Below are 16089 nucleotides of genomic sequence, written 5' to 3'. Positions count from 1 at the left end.
CTAGGCGTTATTTTTATTTTTTTACGTATTAATTCCCAAAGGGGTAAAATTTATGGGCACAGTTACTTGGATCGGCATTATTGTTATTGTAGCAGTCGCTGCATTTTTCCTTGGTGCGTTTGTTACCAAAAAGCAATTTAAGCAAGATGAATTAGAGCAGCAAGCTGAGCAAGCAAAAAATGCATTGGAACAATACCGTCAAGACGTAGCAGATCATTTAGCGAGTACGGGTAAACTAGTCAATAAAATGAAAGATAACTATGAGCAATTATTAAATCATGTTGATGAAACTAACAAGCTGCTATTAACTGATAAAAAGCAACATCCTAGCGAACCATTTTTCTCGAAAGAAACGACGGAGCAGCTACAACGTTCATTAAAAGAACGCCAAAGTGACCGCTCATCAGCACATGCTCAGCCAGCTGATTATGTGTCAGGCACATCAGGATTATTCGCTGGTGAAGATAAAGTTTCAGAACATTCTAAAATATCTTGATGAACTTTTTTTTGACCCCATAGTCTGTAGATAGAGCAGCTTATGTTTTATATATATCTAAGCCCCCTAAAATAACTTACTTATTTTGGGGTTTAGAACAACATTGATAAAGGCTGCCTATGCAGCCTTTTTGTTTGTGCTTTTTCCTGTGATGTGGAGTAAACCCTGACTATGAAAATGAAATTATCGTTAATCAGTGCAGCAATGTTATCTGCCAGCTTATTAATAACCCCAGCGGTATCAATGGCAAAAATGCCTATCGCTGTGAATGGTCAACAATTACCAACGTTAGCGCCCATGCTAGAACAAATAACACCTGGCGTTGTTAGTATCCAAGTCTCCGGTTCAAAGGAAATTCGGCGTCGTGCCGATCCACTTGATTTCTTTTTTGGCAACCCGCAACCGCGTAGCCAAAAACGTGAATTTAGTGGTTTAGGCTCAGGCGTTATTATTGATGCCAAAGAAGGCTATGTTGTTACCAATAACCATGTAGTTCAAGATGCTGAAAAAATGCTGGTTACTCTTGAAGATGGTCGCGAATATGAAGCAACTAAAATCGGTAGCGATAAAGAATCAGACATTGCGTTATTAAAAATTGATGCCGAGGATTTAGTCGCCGTTAAACTTGCAAACTCAGATCAACTGCGAGTGGGTGATTTTGCAGTAGCAATTGGTAATCCGTTTGGTTTAAGTCATACCGTTACCTCTGGGATTGTTAGTGCACTAGGCCGCAGTGGTTTAAATATTGAAGGCTATGAAGATTTTATTCAAACCGATGCTGCTATTAACCAAGGTAACTCAGGTGGTGCGTTAGTTAACTTAAACGGTGAGCTAATTGGTATTAACACAGCCATTTTAGGTGCATCGGGTGGCAATGTTGGTATCGGCTTTGCAATTCCATCTAATATGATGAAAAATCTCGTGGACCAAATTATTGAACATGGTGAAGTGCGCCGTGGCTCACTCGGTATTTCTGGACGTCCACTAGATGCTGGTCTTGCCAAAGCGCAACAGCTTGATGTAAAACAAGGCGCTTATGTTATGCAAGTAATGGATGATTCTGCCGCCAGTGAAGCTGGTATTAAAGCAGGTGACGTCATTATTAGTATTGATGGTAGTGAGATCAGCGGCTTCCATGAACTGCGCAGTAAAATTGCCACGCTAGGAGAAGGTAAAAAGGTAAAATTAGGCATTTATCGTGATGGTAAAGTGCAAACCGTTAAAGTCACCCTTGATGGCGCAGCAGCATTAACCGCAGCCGGTGATGAACTACATCCAGCCTTTCAGGGTGCAACACTTGAAAACACCCAAAAGAATGGTAATAAAGGAGTTGAGGTGACAACTGTTGATCCACGCTCACCAGCGGCTAGAGTCGGCCTTGAAGAAGGCGACGTAGTAATGCAAGTAAACCGTCAGCGTGTTGAAACAATTAGCGACATGAATAAGATCATCGAAAACACTAAAGGTAACATCGTACTTGGAGTACAACGCGGTCGTGAGTCGGTATTTGTTTTAATCCAATAAAATAAATATTAGGTAAATAACACAAATAATAGCAGTGGCACTTGCCGCTGCTATTTTTTTTGTGCCATCATTAGAAGATCGCTCATTAACAATAAGAACATTGTGCTGAAATTTTTTAAGTTTGTCTTTCCCCCGCTATTTGCCGGACTCGGTATCGCATTTTTGGTGGTGTTTTTTAGCCCAAACATGCGTGCAACGCTATTACCCAATGTACCTTTACCAAGTGCCATGAGTATAGACCATTTGAGTTTTGCAGATGCAGTACAGCGTGCAGCACCATCTGTAGTGACTATCATTTCTGAGAGTATTTCAAAAGAGCCTCGCTATAAACGGCAAAACACCGTGCAAGAACTTGGTTCTGGGGTGATCATGTCAAGTGATGGCTACATACTGACTAACTACCATGTGATCAATAATGCTGACCAAATTATGGTGCTACTCACTGATGGCCGCCGTTATTTTGATGTTCAGCTCATCGGCTTTGATACCATCACCGACTTAGCACTATTGAAAATTAACGTGGAGCACTTGCCAGTAATTCCAATTAGTGAGCGTTTTACGCCTCGCGTGGGCGATGTGGTACTGGCGATTGGTAATCCGCTTAATCTAGGGCAAACGATCACCCAGGGGATCATCAGTGCTACGGGTAAGCAAAAAATTACCGATAGTCCTTATAATAGCCTGCTACAGATGGATGCAGCCATTAATGTCGGCAACTCAGGTGGCGCACTGGTGAACTCTAATGGCGACTTGGTTGGCATCACTTCGGCGCAATTTAAAACGCGTGAGAATCTGGATATCCAAGGCATATTCTTCGCCGTACCGTACTCGTTAGCGAAAGAAGTAATGGATAAACTGATCCGTCATGGTCGTGTTGTGCGTGGTTACTTGGGCTTCACAGGTACTGCCGTTGATAGTACAGGTAAAGAAGTGAGCGATAAGTTCACCCCTATTGCGGGCTTACGTATAACTAACCTAGATCCATTAGGTCCAGCATGGCAAGCTGGTATTAAAGAACAAGATATTGTGATTAAAATTGCCGGTGACGATGTCACTAACCCACAAAAAACCTTAACCAGAATTGGTAATTCAGAACCGGGTCATGAAATAGAGTTTGAACTTTATCGCAATGGAAAAGTACTAAAAGTGATGGTGAAGGTTGCAGAGTTAGAGACTAAACTATAATTCTAGTTTCAAGGTAAAAGGTAAAACAAGGTTCTCACTTGAACCTTGTTACTTGAACCTTTTAACTCGTATTTAACTACTTCGGCGTTTGATGTTTGCACCCAACGCGCTGAGTTTATCTTCGATCCGTTGATAACCACGATCAACATGGTAGATACGGTCAACAACCGTCTCGCCCTGCGCGACAATACCTGTCAAAATTAAACTAGCCGATGCACGCAAATCTGTTGCCATCACTTGTGCACCACTCAAACTCTTAGTGTCACCACAAATTGCCGTATTGCCCTCTAAACGAATATTAGCACCCATACGTTGTAGTTCTGGTACATGCATAAAACGGTTTTCAAAAATCGTTTCGGTAATGGTTGCATTGCCATTTGCTACTACATTTAAAGCGGTAAACTGTGCTTGCATATCGGTAGGAAAACCCGGATGTGGCACGGTTTTAATGTTAACGGCTTTTAGTTCACGGCCACGCATATCAAGGTAAATACTATCTTTATGTACTTCAATCAAGGCGTTAGTAGCACGTAACTTCTCAATCACAGGCTCCAAACTATGAAAATCGGTAAGCTTACATAGTACTTCCCCTCCCGCCATTGCTGCGGCCACTAAAAAGGTGCCGGTTTCAATCCGATCTGGCAAGATTCGATGCTCACAACCATGTAGTTTTTCAACACCTTCAATTTCAATGCGGCTAGTGCCTGCACCACTGATTTTTGCGCCCATTGCGATTAAGCAAGTAGCTAAATCGCTGATTTCAGGCTCACGTGCGGCGTTTTCTAATACGGTTTTGCCGTCAGCTAAGGTTGCGGCCATTAATAAATTTTCGGTCGCGCCAACGCTAACCATTTCCATGTAGATTTCAGCGCCTTTTAAACGCCCATCTACCTTGGCATTGATATAACCATTTTCAACATTGATTTCAGCGCCCATGCGCTCTAAACCTTGAATATGAATATCGACCGGGCGTGCGCCAATTGCACAGCCTCCAGGCAGCGAGACCTGTGCTTGACCAAAGCGAGCTAATAATGGACCCAATGCTAATACTGATGCGCGCATTTGTTTTACAAGCTCATACGGTGCAAGTGTTTTATCCACTTTACCACCATCAATAACAAGCTGTTCACCGTGCCACTGGATTTCTGCACCAAGGGTTTTTAACAGTGCTTCTGTAGTGCCGATATCACGTAAACGAGGGACATTATTAAAGGTACTTTTACCATCAGCTAGCAATGCAGCAAACAAGATAGGTAATGCAGCATTTTTAGCGCCAGAGATAGTGACTTCACCCGCAAGTCCGGTTCCACCTTGAATTACAAATTGATCCATGAGGAAACCTTTTTTATTGAGGTAAAATGAATTTTTGTTCGCGCTTCCACTCAGTGGGTGTAAATGCACGGATCGAAACTGCGTGGATTGTGCCGTCAGAAATAGTGCTCATCAACGGACCATATACCAGCTGTTGTTTTTTGACTCGGCTTAAACCGTCAAAACAATCGCCGACTGCGATAACTTCATAATGACTACCGTTGGCTTTCACATGTACTTCAGCTAATTGCAATTCGTCGCGCAATAAGGTTTCGACTTGGCTTGTTTCCATAACTCTCACTCAAATAGGTTGGTAACCTGTCCCAACTGCATCAACTTTTGCAGTTGTTCAGGAATATTTTGCAATTCAAGGTGAATACCTTGCTGCTTTAATTCTGCGAAAGAGTGAATTAACCAAGCTAAGCCCGCCGTGTCAACCCTAGACACGTCAGAAAGGTCAAAATACCAGTTTTTATGGTTACTTTGCGAGTTTTTATTCAGAAGTCGTTCAGCAGAAATTGAATTTCGAGTCAATTCACCACTGACTCGATAGTGCTGTTCGTCAAGTTGAGTAACCGTTACTTTACTCATTACCGCCTTCACCTCTAAATTGTACTGGTAACTTACTTTTCTGTTCAAGTAGGTTACTTACATGGTTAATACCTTGCTGGCGCAAAATGCCTTGAAATTCACTTTGCTTGGCATCCAATAAACTAATGCCTTCAGCAACCATGTCATAAGCACGCCATTCGCCACCGCGATCTGCACGTACTTTAAAATCAATTTTAATTTCAGGTTTACCTGGCTCGACAATCTTAGTTTTCACTAATACTAGGTCTTGTCCGGCAAACTCTTTACTTGGCCCAAACTCTACTTTTTGGTTGCTGTATTGGGTAAACACGCCTGCATAGGTTGCGATTAAGTATTCTTGAAACACATCAATAAAGTGTTTGATATCCTCAACCGCTTGTTTTTGCTCTGCAGGATCTTTAATCGCACGTACTTTTGATACATGACTCCCTAATACACGCAGTGCAGCATACTTATAATCAATATAAGGCATCAACTCTTCTTTAACGATAACTCGTAGATGCTCTTTATTTTTTTCAATTAAAGGCTGGTCACGAGTAATACGTTGAAAAGTATTATCGGATACTTGGCGGACCATTTTATATGGGTCTTTTAAATCGACCACATCACTTGCTACGCTGATCGCGCTGAAAGTCAGCGCAACTACCATTAAAAATTTCTTAAACATAATTACTTACTCGCCGCCTTGATTGAATAAAAATTGCCCGATCAACTCTTCAAGCACCAATGCTGATTTCGTGTCAGTGATATAATCGCCATCATTTAAGGCTTTGCTTTCAACACCAAACAACTCATCTAACCCTAAGTTTTTATCATCACTCGTTACCGCAACACCTAAACATGCTTGTTCAGCTGATTTTGGTGCAATGACAGGGTTAATCCCCAAATATTGTTCACCTAGGATGCCTGAAGTCAGTATTGACACTGAGCTGGTATCTGAAAAACGACATTGATATTGCGCATCAATGGTCATATCAACAACTGGCACAAACTCTTGTGGGTGAATTGAAATCCCCTCAACTCGACCAACCACTACACCACCAACTTTAATTGGTGCACGTGCTTTTAACGAGCCAATATTTTCAAACTTAGCTTTTAATAAATAGGTTTCGCCGTTGCCGCTGATCCCTGCATTGGCAACTTTTAACGCCAACATAGCAAAAGCAGCGATGCCTAGCGTAACAAAAAAACCAACTAAAATTTCTAATTTCCGTGAATTCATTATCTATACCTTTATTAGCTAGTAAACATTACCGCTGTCAAAATAAAATCAAACCCTAAAACTGCTAAAGATGAGTGTACCACTGTCTCTGTTGTTGCTTTACTGATCCCTTCAGAGGTCGGTATACAATCGTAGCCTTTATACAGCGCAATCCATGTAACCACGATGGCAAATACAAAACTCTTGATCATGCCGTTAACTATATCTTGCTGGAATGATACTTGCGATTGCATGATTGACCAAAAGCTGCCCGTATCTACACCCAACCAATCAACACCCACTAAATGAGCACCAATAATTGCAACTGCTGAAAATATTAACGCCAGTAATGGCATACTGATAAAGCCCGCCCAAAAGCGTGGCGCGATAACACGTTTAAGAGGATCAATCGCCATCATTTCAAGACTTGATAACTGCTCAGTCGCTTTCATTAAACCTATTTCAGCAGTTAATGCACTACCAGCTCGCCCTGCAAACAATAATGCAGTAACAACAGGGCCTAGCTCCCTGAGTAAACTCAAAGCCACTAACGGCCCTAAGCTATCCTCTGCGCCATAACCAACTAATACGGTATAACCTTGCAACGCCAATACCATACCAATGAACAAGCCTGACACCATGATAATCAACAGTGACTGCGAGCCGACCATATATAATTGACGTATTAATAACGGCGTGCCTTTTCTAAAATTAGGCAAACTCCATAACGCACCAATCAACATCTGAGTGGAGCGACCAAGTGCAGCAAACCGTCCTAACGTTTTATGACCTAGCATTTGCAAAAAATCAAACATCAGCGACGCCCTCCCAATAATTCTTCTTGATAAGGCTGTGCAGGGAAATGAAACGGCACTGGACCATCAGATAATCCTTTTAAGAACTGCTGAACTAAAGCCGATTCATGATTACGCATTTCATCCGGAGTACCGCTACCAATAACGCCTTGATCGGCAATAATGATAACGTGGTCGGCAATACTCATCACTTCTGTTACATCGTGAGTTACGATCAATGATGATAATCCAAGCACTTGATTAAGCGATTTAATCAACTTAACTAATACCCCCATGGAGATAGGGTCTTGCCCAGCAAATGGCTCATCATACATAATTAATTCAGGATCAAGTGCGATTGAACGCGCTAATGCGGCACGACGTGCCATACCACCTGACAATTCCGAAGGCATTAGATCTTGTGCGCCACGTAAGCCAACAGCTTGTAATTTCATTAGCACTACAAGGCGAATCAAATCTTCACTAAGGCGAGTGTGTTCACGCAGCGGAAAAGCGATATTGTCAAACACTGACATATCGGTAAATAATGCGCCGCTTTGGAATAACATGCTCATTTTGGTACGCGCAGCATAAAGCTCTTTGCGCGACATGGTAGGAATGTTATTTCCTTCGAATAAAATAGTGCCGCTATCTGGTTTTAATTGACCACCAATTAAACGCAACATGGTGGTTTTGCCAATTCCGCTTGGCCCCATGATTGCTGTAATTTCTCCTTTTGGAACGCTAAAGCTCATATTTTTATATATGCTGCGATTACCGCGAGAAAAACTTACCCCCTCGACTTCTACAATTGATTGCGACAAGTAGCTCTCCATTACTATCTTTACAAGTTTACCTATTTTAAGCGCTTTTAGGGCAAGATGGAAAAAACAAATCGTAAAATTTTGTAATATTCTATGTAATAACCATAGAAAGCTTATCGCAGTTGACTTACCGCGTAAAAATATTTTTAATTAAGCTACAATCTAACAACCTGAAGCTATTCTTTTATTTATACTTTCAGGTTGGCTTTTGTTACTATTTACAGCCATCTCATTTTGAATAATTGGCGTAACGTAATGGTGACTTCTTTTGTCATTTTAATCCTCGGATTTGCAGCACTTGTTTGGAGTGCTGATCGCTTTGTTTATGGTGCTGCAGCACTGGCAAAAAATTTCGGTGTTCCTACCCTTATTGTTGGTTTAACGGTTGTTGCGATGGGCTCGTCAGCCCCTGAAATGATGGTCTCAGCATCAGCCGCACTAGCTGGCAAAACAGACACAGCTGTAGGCAATGCGGTTGGCTCAAATATCACTAATATTTTACTTGTTTTAGGTATTACCTCGCTATTGCGCCCACTCTCAGTATCATCAATGACATTAAAACGTGAAATGCCGCTTGCGCTACTAGTGTCAATCGCCGCCTGGTATGTATTTTCTGATAACTACTTTTCACTTGCTGAGGGCGTTGCATTAATCATTGGCTTTGTGGTGTTTATTGTGGGCTTAGTTATTATTTCTATTCGCGCTAAAAACCAAACTGATGACCCACTTGTGAGTGAAGCCTGTGAAGACGTACCAAATAACGTACCTACTAAATCGGCTTTATTTTGGTTAATTATTGGTATGATATTACTGCCTGTCAGCTCACATTTTTTAGTTGGCTCAGCAGTTGATATAGCCAAATACTTTGGCCTAAGTGATTTAGTAATAGGATTAACCATTATCGCTATTGGCACCAGTCTGCCTGAGCTTGCAGCCTGTATTGCAGGGGTATTAAAAAACGAAGATGATTTAGCTCTGGGTAATATTGTTGGCTCAAATATCTTTAACATTTTAGCGGTGTTACCACTGGCTGGGGTTATCACCCCCTCGATTATTGATCCTTCAGCTGCAAACCGTGATGCCTTAATAATGATTGGCGCCACTATAGCCCTTATTGCTATGTCCTTGAGTTTTAGGGGCATAAGACGCATTAATAGAGTTGAAGGTGGCCTGTTATTGGTCGCGTTTTTAATCTATCAAGGTTATATTTTCAGCCAAGTTGCTTAATGCTACCCACTATATGGATAACACAATGACGCAGTTAGATTTTATTAAACAAGGTAAGCGGGTGCTAGAGATCGAGCGCCAAGCACTACTTGATATAACCCAATATCTAGACGAAAACTTTAATCAAGCTTGCCAACTAATGTATCAATGTCACGGCAGGGTCATAGTAGTCGGTATGGGAAAGTCAGGGCATATTGGCAATAAAATTGCTGCAACACTGGCAAGCACTGGCACGCCATCGTTTTTTGTCCATCCAGGTGAGGCAAGTCATGGTGATTTAGGGATGATCACTCGTGATGACGTGGTTATGCTTATTTCAAACTCAGGCGAAACCAGCGAAGTACTTAATATTATTCCAGTTATTAAACGTATTGGCGCAAAAATTATCGCCATGACAGGTAACCCGAGATCATCAATGGCAAATTGGGCTGACGCCCATATATGCATTAAAGTAAGTCAAGAGGCCTGCCCATTAGGACTAGCCCCGACTGCAAGCACGACCGCAACGCTTGCAATGGGTGATGCAATAGCCGTTGCTCTACTAGAAACTCGTGGTTTTACCGCCGATGATTTTGCGCTATCGCATCCTGGTGGTAACTTAGGCAAACGCTTACTATTGTGTTTAAAAGATATTATGCACAGTGGCCCAGCAACGCCTATGATCAATGATAAGCAATGTATCAAAGATGCATTAATCGAAATGTCGGCAAAAGGCTTAGGTATGACGGCCATTGTTGATAACACAGGGCTACTTGCAGGGCTTTTCACTGATGGTGATTTACGCCGAATTTTAGAGCAACGAATAGATATTCATAGTACTTTGATCAGCGACGTCATGACCCGTTCTTGCACTACTGCAACCGCAGATATGCTTGCCGCCGAAGCACTCAACATCATGGAAAATAAGCGTATCAATGGCTTAATTGTAGTTGATGATAAACATCACCCTATTGGTGCTCTTAATATGCAAGATTTGCTCAAAGCAGGAGTTTTATAATGCAGTTTGCTGACTTATATCAGCCACTTTCAGATGATGCACGCGAGCGAGCACAAAAAATCAAGCTCCTGATCTGTGATATCGATGGGGTATTTTCAGATGGCCGCATTTATCTTGGCAATCAAGGTGAAGAACTCAAAGCATTTAATACTAAAGATGGTTTTGGCATAAAAGCACTGATCAATAGCGGTTTTGAAGTTGCCGTGATCACCGGTCGTCATTCACAGATAGTTCAGCAACGAATGACTAGCCTGACAGTACCGCATATTTACCAAGGGCAAGAAAACAAATTGCAAGCTTATCAACAGCTCAAAGATAAACTGCAGTTAACTGACAAACAAATTGCCTACATTGGTGACGACGGCCCTGATATGCCGGTAATGGAATTGGTTGGTTTTGCTGTGGCAGTAAATGATGCACACCCTTTGATCAAGCGCATTTCACATTATACCACTATGTTACCTGGTGGCTTTGGAGCGGTGCGTGAACTCACTGATTTATTAATGCTCGAAAATGGTAAACCATTAACTAGCGAAGGCACGAGCTCATGAATAGACCGCGTTTAATATTATGCGTATTATTTATTGGCAGCATGGTGTGGCTGTGGCTTCCTTATTTTAATCAGCCAGCAAGCACAGTACAAAACCAAGAAGATATAATAGCTGAACCTGATTATACTGCAGTGGCATTAAAACAAACGGCGTTTGATGAGCAAGGTAAAATTAGCCACAAAGTAACAGCAGCAAAAATGGAACTATACCAAAAGTTAGGATTTACTTACTTTGAACAACCTATTTTTACACTCTATAATCAACAGCAAACGTGGCAAATTAATGCCGATGAAGCCACTTTATATGAAAACCATCAATTAATTTTAGAAGGCAATGTGGTTGCAAAAAACCTGACTAACAATGCCATGATTGAACATATAAACGCAGATAATATTCAGGTTGATATTGAACTGCAGACCATGAGCTCTGAACAACCTGTAGAATTGATCGGACCAAATTTAAAAATCACTGGGCGCGGTCTCCATGCCGACTTAAAAGCCGAAGTGGTAGAACTAATTAACCATACGCGAACCATATATTATGACCAATAACTTTACTCACTTGCTTGTTATACCAAGCTTATTCATTGCCTTTGCAAGCTTTGCTGAAACGGCTTCACCGCCTGCGGATCAAGTATCGATCAGTGCAGAAAAACAACTCGCGCAACTGAAAGATAATATCGGTATTTTTGAAAAAAATGTTGAAATCACTCATGGCAACCGCCATATCAGAGCAGATCGACTTGAAGTCCATGAGCGCGAAGATTTAGGTGATAACAAACAACTGCTTGTCGCCACTGGCAGTCCGGCTTACTTTGAAGAAAAACAAACTGATGGCACAGTAATGAGTGCCAGTGCTGATGAAGTCCGTTACGACGTTGCAACGCGCTACTTAACATTAATTGGTAATGCACAGGTTACTCAAGCAGGTCAAAAAATTAACGCTAAAAGCATTACCTACGACATGGATCAGCAGCTCATTAGCGCCGAAAAAGGCGCAAGTTCAGATGATCGCGTACACACTATACTAGTACCTGCAAACAGTAAAAAAACCAAATCGAAAGGCCAGCCATGAGTACATTAAAAGCTGAATTTTTAGCTAAAAGCTACAAAGGCCGCCAAGTTGTCAAAAGTGTTGGTTTAGAAGTAACCGCTGGCAGCATTGTTGGTTTACTTGGCCCAAATGGCGCAGGTAAAACCACCACTTTTTATATGATTGTTGGTTTAGTGCCAAGCGACAAAGGTAAAATCAGCATTGATGATAATGACATTACATTACTGCCAATGCACAGCCGCGCCCGCTTAGGGATTGGCTACCTGCCTCAGGAGTCATCGATATTTCGTAAATTGACAGTATATCAAAATTTAATGGCAATTCTAGAAACCCGCAAAGACCTAAAAAAACAAGCCAGAGAAGAAGCCCTAGACAGCTTACTAGATGAATTTAGCATTCAACATATTCGCGACAGCCAAGGTATGGCACTATCAGGCGGTGAACGCCGTCGTGTTGAAATTGCGCGCGCTTTAGCCGCAAACCCAAAATTTATCCTGCTAGATGAGCCTTTTGCTGGCGTTGATCCAATTTCAGTGTTAGATATAAAGAAGATTATTGAACACCTTAAAAACCGTGGTATTGGCGTACTTATTACCGACCACAATGTACGAGAAACCCTTGATGTTTGTGAAAAAGCCTACATAGTTTCTCATGGGGAGCTAATTGCATCTGGCACACCTGAGCATGTACTCGCCGACCAAACAGTTCGCGATGTTTATCTTGGTGAGCAATTTAGGCTATAAAGCCACACTCGGCTAAGCATCTGCTAAACTTAATAATGACAACAATAAAAGGATTGTTAAAGATACATGAGGCAATCACTCCAGCTGCGCATGGGCCAGCAACTAACAATGACACCGCAACTGCAACAAGCTATTCGCTTATTGCAGCTCAGTACATTGGATCTCCAGCAAGAAATTCAAGAAGCACTAGATAGCAATCCATTGTTAGAGCTAGAAGAACATGAATATTCAGAAGATGCTGCTGGTAAAAATGAACAAAAAAAAGACAACGATGACTTAACGGTCAGTGCCTCAGCGGACGAAAAGCCCAGCGAATATGAACAAGAAAGTAGCGAAGCATTAAGTAAAGAGACTTTAAGTGACGAAATGGCGATGGATGTTACTTGGGACGAATATATGAGCGCTGCGCCAAATACGTCGTCTGGGCCAATGCCTGAAGATGAGTCTATCTATCAAGGTGCCTCAACTGAAACCCTACACGAATATCTGATGTGGCAATTACAACTTACACCTTTTAGTCCAACCGATGAAGCCATTGCCATTGCGATTGTTGAGGCCATTGACGACTCAGGTATTTTAACCCTTAGCTGTGAAGACATTGTAGAGAGTTTAAATCAAGGTAATAACGAAGAAAAAATCGAACTCGACGAAGTTCAAGCAGTATTAAAGCGTATTCAGTTGTTTGACCCTGTTGGTATTGCTGCGCGCAGCCTGCAAGAATGTTTATGTATTCAATTAAATCAATTTGATCCTGCAACCCCTTGGATTAGTGAAACAAAAGTGATTTTAACAGATCATATTGATTTATTAGCTAGTCGTGACTATCGTACTTTGATGAAAAAGACTAAGCTGAAAGAAGATGAACTAAAAGAAGTAATGACACTGATCCACAGCCTTAATCCAAAGCCTGCGGATACTATAGTACGCGAAGAATCAGAGTATGTTATTCCTGATGTATCAGTGAAAAAAATTAAAGGCCGCTGGATGGTTGAGCTCAATCCAGACAGCATGCCAAAGATTAGAGTTAACAGCCAATATGCGGCGATGTCACGCTCTGTAAAATCAAGCACTGACAGCCAATTTATACGTTCGCATTTACAAGAAGCTAAATGGTTTATAAAAAGCCTAGAAAGTCGTAACGAGACGTTACTCAAAGTAACCAACTGCATTGTTAAACAGCAGCAAGGGTTCTTTGAGCATGGTCCTGAGGCTATGCGACCTATGGTACTAAACGACGTTGCTGAAATGGTTGAGATGCACGAATCAACAATTTCTCGTGTAACCACCCAAAAATACATGCATACCCCTCGTGGTATATTTGAGTTAAAATATTTTTTCTCAAGCCATGTAAGTACTGAGAACGGTGGCGAATGCTCATCGACAGCCATTCGAGCATTGATCAGAAAATTGATCAGTGCAGAAAATTCAGCGAAACCATTGAGTGATAGTAAAATTGCAGATATATTGGCAGAGCAAGGTATCAAAGTAGCTAGACGAACTATTGCAAAATACCGCGAGTCACTGGCTATTCCACCGTCAAATCAACGTAAAAGTTTGATTTAAGGCGTAAAATCACAAGAGGAAAATGCTTATGCAACTAAATTTAACTGGTCGTCACGTAGAAATTACTGATTCATTAAGAGACTATGTAAACAATAAGTTTGCCAAGCTGGAAAGGCATTTTGATCATATCAATAATGTCCATGTTATTCTTGATGTAGAAAAGCTAAGCCAAAAAGCAGAAGCCACATTACATGTCAGTGGCGCTGAATTATTTGCCTCAACTGAGCACCAAGACATGTATGCAGCCATTGATGGACTAATCGATAAACTTGACCGTCAAGTAATTAAACACAAAGAGAAGCACGCTCGACACTAACACTATGAAATTAAGCTCACTTATTTGCCAGGACTGCAGTAAAGCTGCGGTCCTTTTTAATAGCAAAAAACGGATCATTGAATTTATCAGCCAATTGGCTCATGAACAACTTCCTCAGCTATCACAACAAGAGATCCTCAACGCACTACTGTCGAGAGAAAAGCTCGGTAGTACGGGTATTGGTCGTGGTATTGCTATTCCTCATGGCCGTATGAGTGGTGTTGAAAACCCGCTAGCAATAATTTTAGTGAGTGAATCAGCAATTGATTTTGATGCGATTGATAACCGCCCAGTAGATATATTTGTAGCTCTCATCGTACCAGATGGTGATAGCCAACTTCATTTGAAGACGTTAGCCACAATTGCTGATAAACTCAACGACAAAGATTTTTGTAAACAACTACGTAGCGCAAAAACAGATCAAGATTTGTATCACGTAATTGCTGCACAATCGTAGCCAAATGAAGGAGAATTAACATGGAGTTAATTATCATCAGTGGCCGTTCTGGCTCAGGTAAATCTGTTGCTCTGCGCGTAGTAGAAGATCTTGGCTATTATTGTGTAGATAATATTCCGGTAAACTTATTACCGTCATTAGTGCGCAGTGTCTCTGATAATTACGACAGAATTGCCGTCAGTATTGATGTTCGTAATTTACCAAAAGAGCAGGACGAGTTTAACGATATTCTTGAATACTTGCCAGGTTTTGCAAATCCAACATTATTTTATTTAGACAGTGATGATCAGACCCTGATCAAACGTTTTTCTGAAACTCGCCGCTTACACCCCTTATCTTTGGACTCTTTGCCACTGGATTTAGCCATCAAGCAAGAAAAAGTATTACTGGATGTATTAACTACTCGTGCTGATTTTATACTTGATACCACTGATCTCAGTGTCCACCAGCTTGCAGAATCAATCCGTGAAAAAATTTTAGGGAAAAAAGATAAAAAACTAATCATTACCTTTGAGTCATTTGGTTTTAAACATGGTATTCCAAAAGAAGCCGATTATGTATTTGATGCACGCTTTTTGCCTAATCCACATTGGGAACCTGAGTTAAAACCACTCACTGGGCTTGATCAACCGGTAAAAGATTATTTAGCCAGTCACAGTATCGTGCAAAAATTCACTTGGCAGATCCAAACCTTTGTACAAACTTGGTTACCGCACTTGGAGCGTAATAATCGCAGTTACTTAACAATTGCAATTGGTTGCACCGGTGGTCAACATCGCTCGGTTTATCTAGCGCAAACTATAGGTGAAAGCTTCTCGATGAGCCACAGTAATGTGAAAATTCGCCATCGTGAACAAGAATAACAACTCACATTTACAGTAAGGAATGTTGATGCGCTTAGAAGATACATTTTTAATCAAAAATAAACTCGGTTTACATGCTCGCGCAGCCAGCGTGTTAGCGCAATTAGCTGTGCAGTTTGATGCCAGCATCACGCTTCATCAAGACGATAAACATGCCGCTGGCGATAGCGTACTCGGCTTAATGTTATTAGAAAGCAGCCAAGGCAAAGAAGTTAAAGTCGTATGTGAAGGTCCGGACGCTAAACCTGCGCTTGCAGCAATTGGCGAGCTGATCGCACAACGCTTTAACGAACAAGAATAGCTCATAGTCAGCACTACTAAATTGCGTTAAACTGAATAAAGTCGTTAATTAAACAGACCAACCGCGTTAATTATCGACCACTGTTACCCTAC

Annotated in this window: 21 protein-coding genes; 14 read left to right on the top strand and 7 right to left on the bottom strand. The window is 41.4% G+C overall.

Features of this window, described 5'->3' with window-relative positions; genetic code table 11:
* Positions 1–52 precede the first annotated feature (52 nt).
* The 3 genes from HHO47_RS14200 (at position 53) to HHO47_RS14190 (ending at position 3205) form a co-directional block, all read left to right on the top strand.
* The gene (locus tag HHO47_RS14200) at positions 53–496 is read left to right on the top strand and encodes a YhcB family protein (RefSeq protein WP_169020887.1); all 444 of its coding nucleotides are present in this window, start codon (positions 53–55) and stop codon (positions 494–496) included.
* 171 nt (positions 497–667) lie between these two features.
* Positions 668–2020, top strand: coding sequence for a Do family serine endopeptidase (locus HHO47_RS14195; RefSeq protein ID WP_169020886.1), 1353 nt, complete (start codon positions 668–670; stop codon positions 2018–2020).
* A gap of 102 nt (positions 2021–2122) precedes the next feature.
* Positions 2123–3205, top strand: coding sequence for a trypsin-like peptidase domain-containing protein (locus tag HHO47_RS14190; RefSeq protein ID WP_169020885.1), 1083 nt, complete (start codon positions 2123–2125; stop codon positions 3203–3205).
* Between the two features lie 72 nt (positions 3206–3277).
* Here the strand turns inward: HHO47_RS14190 and murA are convergent, their stop codons facing one another.
* Genes murA through HHO47_RS14155 form a run of 7 tightly spaced genes read right to left on the bottom strand, consistent with a single transcriptional unit; the run spans position 3278 to position 7938 of the window.
* Positions 3278–4537, bottom strand: coding sequence for a UDP-N-acetylglucosamine 1-carboxyvinyltransferase (murA, locus tag HHO47_RS14185; RefSeq protein WP_169020884.1), 1260 nt, complete (start codon positions 4535–4537; stop codon positions 3278–3280).
* A 13-nt stretch (positions 4538–4550) separates the two neighbouring features.
* Complete coding sequence (locus HHO47_RS14180; protein WP_169020883.1) at positions 4551–4808, bottom strand: BolA family protein; 258 nt, start codon at positions 4806–4808, stop codon at positions 4551–4553.
* Positions 4809–4813: 5 nt separating this feature from the next.
* Entirely contained in the window at positions 4814–5107 is a 294-nt protein-coding gene (locus HHO47_RS14175) for an STAS domain-containing protein (protein WP_169020882.1), read from the bottom strand.
* Positions 5100–5774 (bottom strand): MlaC/ttg2D family ABC transporter substrate-binding protein, encoded by a 675-nt coding sequence (locus HHO47_RS14170; protein WP_169020881.1) that lies wholly within the window; start codon positions 5772–5774, stop codon positions 5100–5102. Before HHO47_RS14170 ends, HHO47_RS14175 begins: the two co-directional genes overlap by 8 nt.
* 6 nt (positions 5775–5780) lie before the next feature.
* Positions 5781–6329, bottom strand: coding sequence for an outer membrane lipid asymmetry maintenance protein MlaD (gene mlaD / locus HHO47_RS14165; protein WP_169020880.1), 549 nt, complete (start codon positions 6327–6329; stop codon positions 5781–5783).
* 14 nt (positions 6330–6343) lie between these two features.
* The gene (mlaE, locus tag HHO47_RS14160; protein ID WP_169020879.1) at positions 6344–7123 is read right to left on the bottom strand and encodes a lipid asymmetry maintenance ABC transporter permease subunit MlaE; all 780 of its coding nucleotides are present in this window, start codon (positions 7121–7123) and stop codon (positions 6344–6346) included.
* Complete coding sequence (locus tag HHO47_RS14155) at positions 7123–7938, bottom strand: ATP-binding cassette domain-containing protein (protein ID WP_169020878.1); 816 nt, start codon at positions 7936–7938, stop codon at positions 7123–7125. The genes mlaE and HHO47_RS14155 overlap by 1 nt, the downstream gene beginning before the upstream one ends.
* A 243-nt stretch (positions 7939–8181) precedes the next feature.
* Here HHO47_RS14155 and HHO47_RS14150 point away from each other — a divergent pair, with 243 nt between their 5' ends.
* From HHO47_RS14150 to HHO47_RS14100, 11 genes are all read left to right on the top strand, one after another.
* Positions 8182–9153, top strand: coding sequence for a calcium/sodium antiporter (locus tag HHO47_RS14150; RefSeq protein WP_169020877.1), 972 nt, complete (start codon positions 8182–8184; stop codon positions 9151–9153).
* 25 nt (positions 9154–9178) lie between these two features.
* The gene (locus HHO47_RS14145) at positions 9179–10150 is read left to right on the top strand and encodes a KpsF/GutQ family sugar-phosphate isomerase (RefSeq protein ID WP_169020876.1); all 972 of its coding nucleotides are present in this window, start codon (positions 9179–9181) and stop codon (positions 10148–10150) included.
* Entirely contained in the window at positions 10150–10701 is a 552-nt protein-coding gene (gene kdsC / locus HHO47_RS14140; RefSeq protein WP_169020875.1) for a 3-deoxy-manno-octulosonate-8-phosphatase KdsC, read from the top strand. The genes HHO47_RS14145 and kdsC overlap by 1 nt, the downstream gene beginning before the upstream one ends.
* Positions 10698–11252 (top strand): LPS export ABC transporter periplasmic protein LptC, encoded by a 555-nt coding sequence (gene lptC, locus HHO47_RS14135; protein ID WP_169020874.1) that lies wholly within the window; start codon positions 10698–10700, stop codon positions 11250–11252. Before kdsC ends, lptC begins: the two co-directional genes overlap by 4 nt.
* Positions 11242–11775 (top strand): lipopolysaccharide transport periplasmic protein LptA, encoded by a 534-nt coding sequence (gene lptA, locus HHO47_RS14130; RefSeq protein WP_169020873.1) that lies wholly within the window; start codon positions 11242–11244, stop codon positions 11773–11775. The genes lptC and lptA overlap by 11 nt, the downstream gene beginning before the upstream one ends.
* Positions 11772–12497, top strand: coding sequence for an LPS export ABC transporter ATP-binding protein (gene lptB, locus HHO47_RS14125; RefSeq protein WP_064667819.1), 726 nt, complete (start codon positions 11772–11774; stop codon positions 12495–12497). The genes lptA and lptB overlap by 4 nt, the downstream gene beginning before the upstream one ends.
* Positions 12498–12563: 66 nt before the next feature.
* Positions 12564–14060, top strand: coding sequence for an RNA polymerase factor sigma-54 (locus HHO47_RS14120; RefSeq protein ID WP_169020872.1), 1497 nt, complete (start codon positions 12564–12566; stop codon positions 14058–14060).
* 28 nt (positions 14061–14088) lie between these two features.
* Entirely contained in the window at positions 14089–14376 is a 288-nt protein-coding gene (gene hpf / locus HHO47_RS14115; protein WP_145236739.1) for a ribosome hibernation promoting factor, read from the top strand.
* 4 nt (positions 14377–14380) lie between these two features.
* Positions 14381–14833 carry a PTS IIA-like nitrogen regulatory protein PtsN gene (gene ptsN / locus HHO47_RS14110; protein WP_169020871.1) on the top strand — a complete coding sequence of 151 codons (453 nt, stop codon included), beginning with the start codon at positions 14381–14383 and terminating at the stop codon, positions 14831–14833.
* Positions 14834–14853: 20 nt separating this feature from the next.
* Complete coding sequence (gene rapZ / locus HHO47_RS14105) at positions 14854–15696, top strand: RNase adapter RapZ (protein ID WP_169020870.1); 843 nt, start codon at positions 14854–14856, stop codon at positions 15694–15696.
* A gap of 28 nt (positions 15697–15724) precedes the next feature.
* Positions 15725–15997: an HPr family phosphocarrier protein gene (locus HHO47_RS14100; protein WP_169020869.1), complete on the top strand. Its 273-nt coding sequence runs from the start codon at positions 15725–15727 to the stop codon at positions 15995–15997.
* Positions 15998–16089: the final 92 nt, after the last annotated feature.

Source organism: Pseudoalteromonas arctica (genome assembly GCF_012927645.1).
Taxonomy (GTDB): domain Bacteria; phylum Pseudomonadota; class Gammaproteobacteria; order Enterobacterales; family Alteromonadaceae; genus Pseudoalteromonas; species Pseudoalteromonas arctica_A.
The sequence above is the reverse complement of the archived record's forward strand: the minus strand, read 5'-3'. Positions and strand labels throughout refer to the sequence as shown.

What these genes read in the sequence shown, in the direction of transcription:
- HHO47_RS14200 (WP_169020887.1), top strand. Translation starts at nt 53, where the DNA reads ATGGGCACAGTTACTTGGATCGGCATTATTGTTATTGTAGCAGTCGCT.
- HHO47_RS14195 (WP_169020886.1), top strand. Translation starts at nt 668, where the DNA reads ATGAAAATGAAATTATCGTTAATCAGTGCAGCAATGTTATCTGCCAGC.
- murA (WP_169020884.1), bottom strand. Translation starts at nt 4,537, where the DNA reads ATGGATCAATTTGTAATTCAAGGTGGAACCGGACTTGCGGGTGAAGTC.
- HHO47_RS14180 (WP_169020883.1), bottom strand. Translation starts at nt 4,808, where the DNA reads ATGGAAACAAGCCAAGTCGAAACCTTATTGCGCGACGAATTGCAATTA.
- HHO47_RS14175 (WP_169020882.1), bottom strand. Translation starts at nt 5,107, where the DNA reads ATGAGTAAAGTAACGGTTACTCAACTTGACGAACAGCACTATCGAGTC.
- HHO47_RS14170 (WP_169020881.1), bottom strand. Translation starts at nt 5,774, where the DNA reads ATGTTTAAGAAATTTTTAATGGTAGTTGCGCTGACTTTCAGCGCGATC.
- mlaD (WP_169020880.1), bottom strand. Translation starts at nt 6,329, where the DNA reads ATGAATTCACGGAAATTAGAAATTTTAGTTGGTTTTTTTGTTACGCTA.
- mlaE (WP_169020879.1), bottom strand. Translation starts at nt 7,123, where the DNA reads ATGTTTGATTTTTTGCAAATGCTAGGTCATAAAACGTTAGGACGGTTT.
- HHO47_RS14155 (WP_169020878.1), bottom strand. Translation starts at nt 7,938, where the DNA reads ATGGAGAGCTACTTGTCGCAATCAATTGTAGAAGTCGAGGGGGTAAGT.
- HHO47_RS14150 (WP_169020877.1), top strand. Translation starts at nt 8,182, where the DNA reads ATGGTGACTTCTTTTGTCATTTTAATCCTCGGATTTGCAGCACTTGTT.
- HHO47_RS14145 (WP_169020876.1), top strand. Translation starts at nt 9,179, where the DNA reads ATGACGCAGTTAGATTTTATTAAACAAGGTAAGCGGGTGCTAGAGATC.
- kdsC (WP_169020875.1), top strand. Translation starts at nt 10,150, where the DNA reads ATGCAGTTTGCTGACTTATATCAGCCACTTTCAGATGATGCACGCGAG.
- lptC (WP_169020874.1), top strand. Translation starts at nt 10,698, where the DNA reads ATGAATAGACCGCGTTTAATATTATGCGTATTATTTATTGGCAGCATG.
- lptA (WP_169020873.1), top strand. Translation starts at nt 11,242, where the DNA reads ATGACCAATAACTTTACTCACTTGCTTGTTATACCAAGCTTATTCATT.
- lptB (WP_064667819.1), top strand. Translation starts at nt 11,772, where the DNA reads ATGAGTACATTAAAAGCTGAATTTTTAGCTAAAAGCTACAAAGGCCGC.
- HHO47_RS14120 (WP_169020872.1), top strand. Translation starts at nt 12,564, where the DNA reads ATGAGGCAATCACTCCAGCTGCGCATGGGCCAGCAACTAACAATGACA.
- hpf (WP_145236739.1), top strand. Translation starts at nt 14,089, where the DNA reads ATGCAACTAAATTTAACTGGTCGTCACGTAGAAATTACTGATTCATTA.
- ptsN (WP_169020871.1), top strand. Translation starts at nt 14,381, where the DNA reads ATGAAATTAAGCTCACTTATTTGCCAGGACTGCAGTAAAGCTGCGGTC.
- rapZ (WP_169020870.1), top strand. Translation starts at nt 14,854, where the DNA reads ATGGAGTTAATTATCATCAGTGGCCGTTCTGGCTCAGGTAAATCTGTT.
- HHO47_RS14100 (WP_169020869.1), top strand. Translation starts at nt 15,725, where the DNA reads ATGCGCTTAGAAGATACATTTTTAATCAAAAATAAACTCGGTTTACAT.